We start from the raw sequence: 11,133 nt of genomic DNA on the forward strand, positions 1-11,133 counted from the left end.
CCGAGGTGCTGAGCCATGCGCCGACGCTGGCCGACGAACTGGCGCGGCGCCCCGACCTGCTGGACGGGTTGATCGACGCGAGCGCGCTGGCGCCGGTGGGGACGGTCGCGGACCTGGCCGCGGAGATGCGCGCGGCGGAGGCGGGGGCGGATTATCAGGCGCTCCTGGACCATGTTCGCCGCGTCGTCGGGGACAAGAGGTTCGCGCTGGGGGTGCAGATCGTCGCGGGCGCGGCCGATCCACTGGACGTGGCGGCCGGCTATGCCCGCGTGGCGCAGGCGGCGATCGAGACGCTGGCGGGCGCCGCGACCGAGGAGTTCGCGCGCGTTCACGGTCGCGTGCCGGGCGGCGAGCTGGTCATCCTGGCGCTGGGGCGGATGGGCGGCGCGGCGCTGACCCATGCGTCCGACCTCGATCTCATCTATCTGTTCACCGGCGATTTCACCGCCGAATCCGACGGCGCCAAGCCGCTGGGCGCGACGCTGTACTTCAGCCGGCTGGCGCAGCGGGTGACGGCGGCGCTGTCGGTGCCGACCGCCGCCGGGCCGCTCTATTCGGTCGACACGCGGTTGCGGCCGTCAGGCGCGCAGGGGCCGCTGGTCGTCACGCTCGACAGTTTCGCGCGCTACCAGCGCGAGGATGCGTGGACGTGGGAGCATATGGCGCTGACCCGCGCGCGCCCGGTGTTCGGATCGCCTGCGGCGCGGGATGCGCTCGATGCGATCGTCGCCGCGGTGCTGCGTGGCGCGCGGCCCGATCGCGACATCGCCGCCGATGCCCATGCGATGCGCGCGGATATGGCGCGGCACAAGCCACCGCACGGGCCGCTGGATGCCAAGCTGCTGCCCGGCGGGCTGGTCGACCTGGAATTCGCGGTGCACGTCACGCAGTTGACGCGGCGGACCGGGTTCGACCCGCATCTGGCGCGCGCGATCGATGCGTTGATCGGGGAGGACGCGATGCCCGCGACGATGCGCGCGGCGCACGACCTGCTGACGCGGTTGCTGGTGACGGTGCGGCTGGTCGCACCCGATGCGCAGGAACCCGCGGCGGCGGCGACGCGGGCGCTGATCGCGCGCGCGCTGACGCTGCCCGACTGGGATACGGTGCTTGCCACGCTGGCGCAGGTGCGCGAGAGCGTCGCCGCGCAATGGCAGGAGAGCGTGGAATGGACATCCTCCCCGACGTGACCGTCACCGATGCGGGCGGGCAGCCGCTGCGGCTGGCCGATCTGCCGCGCCCGCTGGTGGTGTATTTCTATCCCAAGGACGACACGCCGGGCTGCACGCGCGAGGCGCAGGATTTCTCCGCGCTGGCGGATCGCTTCGCGGCGGCGGGCGTGACCGTGATCGGCGTTTCGCGCGACACGGTGGATAAGCACGCGCGCTTCACCGCCAAGCACGGGCTGACCGTGGCGCTGGGCGCCGATCTGGACGGCAGCGTCACCGAGGCGTTCGGCGTGTGGGGCGAGAAGCAGCTGTACGGCAAGACCTATATGGGGATCGAGCGCGCGACCTTCCTGTTCGGCGACGACGGCCGGCTGGTGCGCGAATGGCGCAAGGTGAAGGTGCCCGGTCATGCCGAGGCGGTGTTGGCGGCGGCGACCGAACGCAGCTGAGTTGCGCGCCCTCGGCGATCGTTTGCGTCGGAAAGGCTGCGTTCAGCTTCGCGATTCAACGGCTCGCCGCGCGGCCACGGCGGTTGGCCGCGCGGCGGGCGTCATCCTATTGCCCCGTTAACCCTTTCCCGGCCAGACAGCGTCATCCGAAGAGCGGGGGACGTTCTTCCGGACACGGACGACAAAAGGGGAAGCCGGCGGGCAGTGGCTCCGACGGCATCATGATCTTCGCTGGGGTTCGATGACCGCTTCTTCTCGCCTGCCTGCTCGCCTGCTCGCCCGCCTGGGTGGCATGGCCGCCGTTGCCGCCACCGCGATCGCCATCCTGCCGGCGCGGGCCGAACCGACCGGCGCGGCGCCCGCCGCGGTCGGTGGGCCGCTGGTCGAAACCGGCAGCATCGAGGCGCGGCGCGACATGGCGGCGGACCAGCAGTTCCGGTCGCTGTTCATGAGCTGGAAGAAGCTGGACGGCGGGATGCAGCAGGGCGGCATCGCGATCCCCTCGGTCCAGCCGGTCCAGAAGCTCCAGTTCACCAGCAATTTCGGCATCCGCACCGATCCGTTCCGCGGCACCGCGGCGATGCATTCCGGGGTCGATATTCCCGGTCCGGTCGGCACGCCGATCTACGCGACCGCCGATGGCGTCATCTCACACGCCGGGCGCCAGGGCGGTTACGGCAACATGATCGAGGTGAACCACGGCCGCGGCATCGCGACCCGTTATGGCCATCTGTCGAAGATCCTGGTCGCGGACAACACCCGCGTGACCCGCGGGCAGCTGATCGGCCTGATGGGCTCGACCGGCCGTTCGACCGGATCGCACCTCCATTACGAAGTGCGGATCGACGGCCATGCGGTGAACCCGGCGCCGTTCCTGACCACCGCCGACTATCTGCTGGCCGCGCAGGATCGCGCGGTCGGGCAGATCCCGGTGTCCACCACCGGCCCTGCGCCGCAGGACTGACGCTTTTACCCGGTTCTACGGGGAAGGGCCGGCGGCACCCTGACGGGTCCGTCGGCCCTTTCCGTTTGGCACGCGCGCGCCTATCTTTCGCGCATGGCCACGCTTGCTCCCGCTTCCGATATCGCCCTGACCCCCGCCGCCGCGGCGCGCGTTGCCGCCATCGCCGCGCGACAGAACAAGCCCGCGATCCTGCGCCTGTCGGTGGAGGGCGGGGGATGTTCGGGTTTCCAGTACAAGTTCGGTTTCGCGGACGCGCCGGAGGCGGCGGACGTGGTGGTCGAAACCGACGGGGTGCGGCTGGTGGTGGACGATATCAGTCTCGACCTGGTTCGCGGGGCAAGCGTCGATTACATCGAATCGCTGGGCGGCGCGTCGTTCAAGGTCGACAACCCCAATGCCGCCAGCGGGTGCGGATGCGGCACCAGCTTCTCGGTATGATTTGAGGCTCGACGCCGCCGTCCGGCTTGGTAGGACAGGCGGGTGAAGATCGTCAGCTACAACGTCAACGGGATCAAGGCGCGGCTGCCGCGGCTGATCGAGTATCTCCAGGAAGAACAGCCCGATGTGGTATGTCTTCAGGAGCTGAAATCCAGCGACGACACCTTTCCCGAGGCCGACGTCCGCGCCGCCGGCTATGGCGCCGTCTGGCATGGGCAGAAGGGGTTCAACGGCGTCGCCGTGCTGGCGCGCGGAGTCGATCCGGTCGAACGGCAGCGCGGGCTGGAGGGAGAGCCGGAGGATGAGCACAGCCGCTATCTGGAATGCGAGGTGTTCGGGCTGACGATCGCGTCGATCTATCTGCCCAACGGCAATCCGCAGCCGGGGCCGAAGTTCGACTATAAGCTGCGCTGGATCGAGCGGCTGACGCAGCGCGCCGCGGTGCTGCTGGCCGAGGAGCGGCCGACGATCCTGGCAGGCGACTATAATGTCATCCCCAATGACGACGACGTCTTTTCAGTGAAGGCGATGGCCAGCGACGCGCTGATGCAGCCCGAAAGCCGTGCGGGATACCGCCGGCTGGTGGCACAGGGGTGGACCGACGCGCTGCGCGCGCGGCACCCGAACGGCGGCATCTGGACGTTCTGGGATTATCAGGCGGGCGCGTGGCAGCGTGATGCGGGCTTCCGCATCGACCACCTGCTGCTCAGCCCCGCGGTCGCCGACCGACTGATCGAGGCGGGAGTCGACAAGGCGTATCGCGGGCGCGAGAAGGCCAGCGATCATGCCCCCACCTGGGTGCGGCTGCGATGAGGCGGCTGGCGATCCTGTCGCCGCTGGCGCTGGTGGTGGCGCTGCCCGCGGCGGCGCAGAGCGGGGGCGACGACGGCGACGTGCGTTTCTGCCCCAACCGCCCGTCGCTGGGCGCGAGCGGGTGCACCACGCTGCCGGGGCAGGTGCAGGTCGAGATGTCGGGCGTGGACTGGACCCGCGACCGGAAGGACGGCGCGCAATCCGATACGCTGTTGTACGGCGACGTCGTGGCGCGCATCGGCGTCAGCCGCAACGCGGAGGTGCAGATCGGCTGGACGCCCTATGGCGCGGTGCGCACGCGCGCCCTGGCGACCGGCGCGGCATCGCGGATCGGCGGCACCGGCGACGTGACACTGGGGTTCCGCGGCGCGCTGAGCCACCCCGACGGCAAGGGGCTGTCGGCGGCGGTGCAGCCTTATGTCACGCTGCCGGTCGGCGGGCAGGCGATCGGCGCGGGGGACTGGTCGGCGGGGATGGTGCTGCCGGTCTATTACGAGATCGACGATCGCTGGAGCATCGACTTCACCGGGCAGGCGGCGGCAAAGGCCGATCAGGATCGCCACGGGCGGCATGTGGACGTCAGCGGCGTGGTGGGCCTGGGCTATGCGCTGAGCGATGCGGTGACGGCGGTGGCGGAGCTGTCCGCCGAGCGTGACGACGATCCGACGGGCGCGACGACGCAGACGCTGGCGGCGGTGTCGCTGGCGTGGCAGCCGACCAAGCGGACGCAGATCGACCTGCTGCTGGTCGGTGGACTGAACGATGCCGCGCCGGATGCGCGGGTGGTGCTGGGCGGTGCGGTGGCGTTCTGACCAACCATCGGCGGATCGCGCCGATAGTTGGTGGTATAAGGCGGTAATACACCTGCCATATTTCGACCAAGCATCTGTAATTGCTTCGTTATTTTAACTGGCACGCGGCGTGCAATGCCTCCGGTGTCCCGCCGACGGGATAAGGGAGACACGCCATGAAGACCATGTTCACCGCCGCCATCCTCGCCTCACTGGTCGCGATCGCGCCGGCTGCCCAGGCGGAGCCAGGCGTCGAGAAGCCCGCCGATGTCGCTGCGACCGCCGCCTCCACCACCAGCGACAGCGCGCCGGTCGCCACTGCCACGCCGAAGAAGCGCGCGAAGAACACGCTCTATTGCTACGACATGGAATCGACCGGCAGCCGGATCGCGACGCGCAGCTGCCGTACCCGCGCCGACTGGAAGCTGGTGGGCGTCAACGTGCCCAGCAACCTGTAGCGCGATGGACAGAGGGTCACATTGTGACGCCGGCCGCGCTGCCGGCCGGCGTCACCAGGTGATCGGCGTCGCGCTGGCGATGCTGTTCCCGGTGACGGCCGCGTCGGCGCCGCTTACAGATCGCATTCGTAGATCTGATAGACCTTGTTGACGTGACTTTCGATCGCGGTGGCGATCGAATTCATCCCCTGGTTGTCGTCGAGAATCCAGCCAATCTCGCCGCGCGACGCGCCGTAATGTTCGACCGACGCCTTGCGGATCGCCTCGATCATCATGAAGGCCAGCTGGCTGGCGATGCGCGAGGACTGCAATTCCTTGCGCACCCCCATCAACGGCACGCGCATCGTCCGCACGCGCGGCTTGCGCAGCCACAGCAGCAGCTTTGCCCAGCCGAAGGGCAGGAGATTGCCGTTCAGCGGCGCGATCGCCTCGTTCAGGTCGGGCAGGGTGATCATGAACGCGACCGGCTTGCCCTCGATCTCCGCGATGCGGATCAGGTCGTTGAACACGATCGGCTTCAGCTTGACGCCGACGTCCTTGATCTCCGGCGGGGTGAGCGGGATGAAGCCCCAATTGTCCGACCAGGCATCGTTCAGGATATCGAGGATGATCGCGGCTTCCTCCTCGAACCGGCGCTTGTCGACCTGGCGCACGACGATCTTCGGATTGTTCTCGCCCGAACGGATGATTCGCTTCACGATCGGCGGGAATTCCTGCGTGATATCGAGTTCGTAGGTCTTGAGCTGCTTGACCGGGCGGTGCCCGGCGCGCTCGATCCAGCCGCGATATTCGGGCCTGGCATGGCCCATCATCACCGTGGGGGGGTGATCGTACCCCTCGATCAGCAGCCCGGGTTCTTCCCAGATCGACTGCGAGATCGGGCCGAGCGCCCGCACCTTCCCCTTGGCGCGCAGCCAGTCGGCCGCCGCCGCCATCAGCGCGGTGAAGACGGTTTCGTCCTCCGCCTCCATCAGGCCCCATTGGCCGACGTCGGGACCGAAGCCCTGCGCCGGGTCCATCGTCGCCGCCAGCGTGTCGATATGCGCGGAGATGCGCCCGACCACCGCACCGTCGCGATACGCCAGGAACAGCTGCGCCTCGGCATGGCTGTACCAGCCGTTCTTCTCCGGCGTGATCAGCCCCAGCGACTCGCCCTTGAGCGGCGGCACCCAGTTGGGATCGTCGCGATACAGCCGAAATGGCAGATCGACGAAGGTCTTGCGCTGCGCCTTGGTGGTGACGGGGGTGATGGTCAGCTGGCTCATGGCGCCGCTGGATAAACGCCTGTGTCGATCATGGCGAGTGAGCATTTGCACCGGCGCGGAGCGCCGCCCCCCTGTGATGGCCACCGTGTCGCCACTATGTTCGGGCAATGGACAATGTCATGACGACCTCGCTTACCATGGATCGCACGTCGGCCGGGGCATCGCCCGCGCGCGTCGCGATCGCCGACGACCGGGCGATGCTGAAGGCTGCCGCCGATCTGACCCGCGATCTGGTCCGCCCCGATCCGCGTATCTACTGGGCCGACCTGATCGTGTCGGCGCTGGTCGGCTATGGCGCGCTGGCGGCGGCGGTGATGACCCCGTCCACCGGCTGGGCGATCCTGGCCGGGCTGGTCTCGATGCTGGCGCTGTATCGCGGCATGAGCATGATCCACGAACTGACGCACGTGAAGCACAGCGCGCTGCCGGGGTTCCGCACCGGCTGGAACCTGCTGATCGGCGTGCCGATGATGATCCCGTCGTTCATGTACGAAGGGGTGCACAACTTGCATCACGCGCGGACCCGCTACGGCACGTCGGAAGATCCCGAATATCTGCCGCTGGCGCTGATGAAGCCGTGGACGCTGCCGGTGTTCGTGATCGTGTCGCTGCTGGCGCCGATCGGCCTGCTGATCCGCTTCGCGATCCTGGCGCCGCTGTCGGCGCTGATCCGGCCGCTGCGCGAGGCGGTGGTGGCGCGTTACTCGGCGCTGTCGATCAACCCGTCGTTCCGGCGCCGGATGCCGACGGGCGAGGAGCGCACGCGCTGGACGCTGTGGGAAGCGGTGACGAGCGTATGGGCGATCGCGCTGATCGGCGCGGCCGCGACGGGCGTGCTGCCGCTGAAGGCGTTCGTGGCGTTCGTGCTGGTCGGGTCGGGCGTCGCGCTCATCAACCAGGTGCGCACGCTGGTGGCGCATCTGTGGGAAAATGAGGGCGAGGTGATGACGGTGACCGCGCAGTATCTCGATTCGGTCAACGTACCGCCGCCGGCGCTGCTGCCGGCGCTGTGGGCGCCGATCGGGCTGCGCTACCACGCGCTGCATCATCTGCTGCCGGGCGTGCCCTACCACGCGCTGGGCGAGGCGCACCGCCGCCTGTCCGCAGTGCTGGAGCCGGGCTCGCCCTATTACAAGGCGAACTATACCGGGCTGCCGGGGCTGGTGAGCAAGCTGACGATCGCGACGCTGCGGCCGCGCTGATCGCCCGTCGTCGACGACAAAAAGGCCCGCGGATCATGCCGATCCGCGGGCCTTTTGCTGTCCTACGCCGTCCAGGGACGGTGGCGGTTACTTGCTGCGTTCGACCTGTTCGAAGTCCAGCTCGACCGGGGTGGCGCGGCCGAAGATGCTGACCGACACCTTGACCTTGCTCTTGTCGAAATCGAGTTCCTCGACCGTGCCGTTGAAGCTGGCGAAGGGGCCTTCCAGCACCTTGACCGCGTCGCCGATCTCGTAATCGACCTTGACCTTGGTCTTCGGCGCGGCGGCGGTTTCCTCCTTCGACTGGAGCATCCGCGCGGCTTCCGCCTCGGAAATCGCCTGCGGCTTGCCCGACGAACCCAGGAAACCGGTCACCTTCGGCGTGTTCTTGACGAGGTGATAGACGTCGTCGTTCATGTTCAGCTTGGCCAGGACGTAGCCGGGCATGAACTTGCGCTCGACCGACACCTTCTTGCCGCGGCGGGCCTCGGTCACGGTTTCGGTCGGAACCTCGATCTGCTCGACCAGCTGCTCCAGACCCATGCGGGCGGCCTCGGACATGATCGAGTCGCGGACCTTGCCCTCGAACCCGGAATAGGCGTGGATGATGTACCAGCGCGCCATCGTACTGAAATTCCCGTCCTTACTGCGCCAGGCTGAGCAGCAGCTTGACCACCGCGTTGAACATCGAATCAACGCCCAGGAAGAAGAGCGCCAGGATCGTCGTCATGATGACGACCATCACGCCCGTCATCACGGTTTCGCGACCGGTCGGCCACACGACCTTCGCGGTTTCGGCGCGAACCTGATTGATGAATTCCAGCGGTGAAGTCTTCGCCACGTGGTGGAGCCTTGCAATGGTGACCCGGCATAGGTCCGCCACCTTGTCCCCGGAAGGGAAAAGGTGATGAACCGTCCGCGCTGTCGGATGTGTCGGCGGACATAGGATCGTCGCGCGGAAAAGGCAAGCGCGCCCCGCGCGCGATCCGCCAGGTCCGCCGCAACGACAAAGGGCCGGGCGTCGCCGCCCGGCCCCGTCCCATCAGCACGCCTTCGCGCGCGTCGCGTCCGATCAGTTGCTGTCGGAATCGTCGTCGTTGACGACCGCGATGACGCCGATCGCGGCGACGCCCGCCAGGATGATCGCGCCGAAGATGCCCGCGCCACCCAACTCGCTCTTCTTCGCCGAAGGGGTCGCGGCGCGCGACTTGGCGACCGACAGGCTGGCAGCCGGGTTCGAAGCGGCAGGGGCTGCCGACGCCATGGTCGGGGCGGCGATCAGGCTGAGCGCGGTCACGCCGGCCAGGATGTTACGCATAAAAGTGGCTCCCTTAGAAACTAGCGCCCCCAACACGCGGCAACGCCATTCGGTAACATCGCCTATCCCAAAATGTTCCAGGATGGACGGAATTTTCATCGAGGCGCGAAGGGCCGCCCGGCCGGGGCGCCGCCGCCATGTCGCATCCGGGTCAGGATATAGTGGCAGGAGTGGAGGGACTCGAACCCACGGCCCTCGGTTTTGGAGACCGATGCTCTACCAACTGAGCTACACTCCTGTGTGGGCGGGCACATGGCCGCACGCCGGACGCGAGTCAAGCGCGGCGTCGCGCACGGCCGCGTGCGATCAGGCGACCGCGCTGGTCGTGGCCTGGCCGCTGCGCAGCGCCAGCGCACGTGCATCGGCCACCGCCAGCGGGCGACCGAAGTAGAAGCCCTGGATACAGGTGCAGCCCAGTTGCTGCACCATCTCCAGCTCGCGCGCTGTCTCCACGCCCTCGGCGGTGGTGGCCATGCCCAGGCTGTCGGCCATCGCCACGACGGCGCGGATGATCGCGACCGCCTCGGCGGTTCCGCTCGCCGCGTTGCGCACGAAGCTGCGGTCGATCTTGATCGAGGTGAAGCGCGTGCGGCCGAGATAGCCGAGCGAGGAATAGCCGGTGCCGAAATCGTCGAGACTGAGGCCGACGCCCAGTGCCTGGATCTTCTCCAGCACCTTGGTCGCGCCCAGGCCCTCGCGCAGGAACACGCTTTCGGTCACCTCCAGCTCCAGCCGCGACGGCATCAGGCCGCTGTCCGCCAGCGCCGTGGCGACGATGTTCAGGAACTGCGGCTGGTGCAGCTGTTCGGGCGACACGTTCACCGCGATGCGCATCGGCGCGGGCCAGCGCGCCGCCTCCATACAGGCGGTGCGGACCACCCATTCGCCGATCGCACCGATCAGGCGGGTTTCCTCAGCAATTCCGATGAAGCGATTGGGCGGGATCAGCCCCAGTTCGGGATGCTGCCAGCGCAGCAGCGCCTCGAACCCGCGCAGGTTGCCGGTGCGCGCGTCGACGACTGGCTGGTAGTTGAGGTGAAATTCGTCGCGTTCCAGCGCCTTGCGCAGCGCCAGTTCCAGGATGCGGCGCTCCTCCGCCTCGGCATGAAGCTGCGGTTCGTAGGCGTGGAACACCCCGCCGCCGCGATCCTTCGACCGGTAGAGCGCGAGATCGGCGGACCGGATCAGCGTTTCGGCAGCGCGGCCGTCGCGCGGGTGGGTGGCGACGCCCACCGAGGCGCCGATGAACAGCGTGTGCTGATCGACCTCGTAGGGACGCGACAGCGTGTCGATGATCGCATGGGCCAGCTGCTCGACGCGCTGCGGATCGCTGGCGTCGCGCACGACCACCGCAAATTCGTCACCGCCCAGCCGCCCGATGAACTCATTCTCGCTCATCAACCCGGTCAGCCGGCGCGAGACGCGCTCCAGCAGCCGATCGCCGACCGGATGGCCGAGCGTGTCGTTGACCGCCTTGAACCGGTCGAGGTCGATCATCATGAACGCGCAGCGGATGCCGCGCCGTTCTGCATCGACCAGCGCGTGGCCGAGCGATTCGTTGACGAACAGACGGTTGGGCAGGCCGGTCAGCGTATCGAACCGCGCCATGCGATGGACCTTTTCGGTCGACACCTGCTGTTCGGTGACGTCGGAGGCGATGCCGCGGAAGCCCGCGAAATGCCCGTCGGCGTCGTGGCGCGGGGTGGCCGCGATCGTCCACCAGCGTTGCTGCCCGCCGGCCAGCACCGGGACGGCGATGCCATGGAAGCTGTCGCGGTTCTTCAACCGGTCGGCCAGCTGGCGCAGCCCGGCGTGAAAGGCGCCGCTGTCCCAGGACGGACCGGCAAGCAGCTGAAGCAGCGGTACGCCCTCGATCTCCGCCGGATCGCGCGCGCAGGCTTCCGCAAAGCGCGCATTGACCCGGACGATGCGGCGCGCGGCATCGGTTTCCCACAGCCAGTCGGCATGATCGGGATCGAATTCGTGCAGCGCCAGACGGACGGTGGCGTCGCATTCCGCCAGCTGCTGTGCGCTCCGTTCGGCGGCGAACAGCGCCTGCGCGCGCGCGACCGCGATCGCGGCGGCCAGCAGCGGGATCGACAGCGCGGCCAGGCCCGCGACCGGCCCCGCCGCGGCCCACAGCGGCACCGCCGCGCCGGCGACCGCCGCCGCAACGAAGCCGAGCGTCAGCGCCGCCAGCCGCACCGCGGCGATGGCGAGCGCCAGCGCGCAGACGAACGTCCACAGCATGGGAACCGTCGTGCCC

Annotated in this window: 12 protein-coding genes, 1 tRNA gene and 1 pseudogene; 8 read left to right on the plus strand and 6 right to left on the minus strand. The window is 68.4% G+C overall.

Annotation, left to right across the window (positions count from 1 at the left end):
* The 7 genes and pseudogenes from AX685_RS00695 to AX685_RS00725 form a co-directional block, all read left to right on the plus strand.
* Positions 1 to 1,190: pseudogene (locus AX685_RS00695) on the plus strand (glutamine-synthetase adenylyltransferase); the annotation flags it as partial.
* On the plus strand, positions 1,169 to 1,618 hold the full coding sequence (locus AX685_RS00700; RefSeq protein WP_066484338.1) for a peroxiredoxin: 450 nt from the start codon (positions 1,169 to 1,171) through the stop codon (positions 1,616 to 1,618). The pseudogene AX685_RS00695 and the gene AX685_RS00700, both read left to right, overlap by 22 nt.
* 241 nt (positions 1,619 to 1,859) lie before the next feature.
* Complete coding sequence (locus AX685_RS00705; RefSeq protein ID WP_066484339.1) at positions 1,860 to 2,582, plus strand: M23 family metallopeptidase; 723 nt, start codon at positions 1,860 to 1,862, stop codon at positions 2,580 to 2,582.
* 93 nt (positions 2,583 to 2,675) lie between these two features.
* Positions 2,676 to 3,020, plus strand: coding sequence for an iron-sulfur cluster insertion protein ErpA (gene erpA / locus AX685_RS00710; RefSeq protein ID WP_066484340.1), 345 nt, complete (start codon positions 2,676 to 2,678; stop codon positions 3,018 to 3,020).
* A gap of 42 nt (positions 3,021 to 3,062) precedes the next feature.
* Positions 3,063 to 3,833 carry an exodeoxyribonuclease III gene (gene xth / locus AX685_RS00715; protein ID WP_066484341.1) on the plus strand — a complete coding sequence of 257 codons (771 nt, stop codon included), beginning with the start codon at positions 3,063 to 3,065 and terminating at the stop codon, positions 3,831 to 3,833.
* Positions 3,830 to 4,645, plus strand: a complete 816-nt coding sequence (locus AX685_RS00720) for a transporter (RefSeq protein WP_066484347.1) — start codon at positions 3,830 to 3,832, stop codon at positions 4,643 to 4,645. The genes xth and AX685_RS00720 overlap by 4 nt, the downstream gene beginning before the upstream one ends.
* Before the next feature lie 155 nt (positions 4,646 to 4,800).
* A complete protein-coding gene (locus tag AX685_RS00725; protein WP_066484349.1) occupies positions 4,801 to 5,082 on the plus strand; it encodes a hypothetical protein in 282 nt (93 codons plus the stop codon).
* A gap of 113 nt (positions 5,083 to 5,195) precedes the next feature.
* Here AX685_RS00725 and AX685_RS00730 read toward each other — a convergent pair whose 3' ends face one another.
* Positions 5,196 to 6,347, minus strand: a complete 1,152-nt coding sequence (locus AX685_RS00730; protein ID WP_096610170.1) for an N-acetyltransferase — start codon at positions 6,345 to 6,347, stop codon at positions 5,196 to 5,198.
* Positions 6,348 to 6,466: 119 nt separating this feature from the next.
* Between AX685_RS00730 and AX685_RS00735 the strand changes: the two genes are divergently transcribed.
* Positions 6,467 to 7,549, plus strand: a complete 1,083-nt coding sequence (locus AX685_RS00735) for a fatty acid desaturase family protein (RefSeq protein WP_066484362.1) — start codon at positions 6,467 to 6,469, stop codon at positions 7,547 to 7,549.
* An 87-nt stretch (positions 7,550 to 7,636) separates the two neighbouring features.
* Here AX685_RS00735 and nusG read toward each other — a convergent pair whose 3' ends face one another.
* From nusG to AX685_RS00760, 5 genes are all read right to left on the minus strand, one after another.
* Positions 7,637 to 8,173 (minus strand): transcription termination/antitermination protein NusG, encoded by a 537-nt coding sequence (nusG, locus tag AX685_RS00740; protein ID WP_066484352.1) that lies wholly within the window; start codon positions 8,171 to 8,173, stop codon positions 7,637 to 7,639.
* Positions 8,174 to 8,192: 19 nt separating this feature from the next.
* Positions 8,193 to 8,390: a preprotein translocase subunit SecE gene (gene secE, locus AX685_RS00745; protein ID WP_066484356.1), complete on the minus strand. Its 198-nt coding sequence runs from the start codon at positions 8,388 to 8,390 to the stop codon at positions 8,193 to 8,195.
* Positions 8,391 to 8,621: 231 nt separating this feature from the next.
* Entirely contained in the window at positions 8,622 to 8,867 is a 246-nt protein-coding gene (locus AX685_RS00750) for a hypothetical protein (RefSeq protein WP_066484358.1), read from the minus strand.
* A gap of 162 nt (positions 8,868 to 9,029) precedes the next feature.
* Positions 9,030 to 9,105: transfer RNA gene (locus AX685_RS00755), tRNA-Trp, on the minus strand.
* 68 nt (positions 9,106 to 9,173) lie between these two features.
* Positions 9,174 to 11,133, minus strand: a 1,960-nt coding sequence (locus tag AX685_RS00760) for a putative bifunctional diguanylate cyclase/phosphodiesterase (protein ID WP_156445576.1), incomplete at its 5' end; no start/stop codon positions are given.

The sequence above is a fragment of the Sphingomonas sp. CCH9-F2 genome (genome assembly GCF_001556735.1).
GTDB classification, from domain to species: Bacteria; Pseudomonadota; Alphaproteobacteria; order Sphingomonadales; family Sphingomonadaceae; genus Sphingomonas; species Sphingomonas ginsenosidimutans.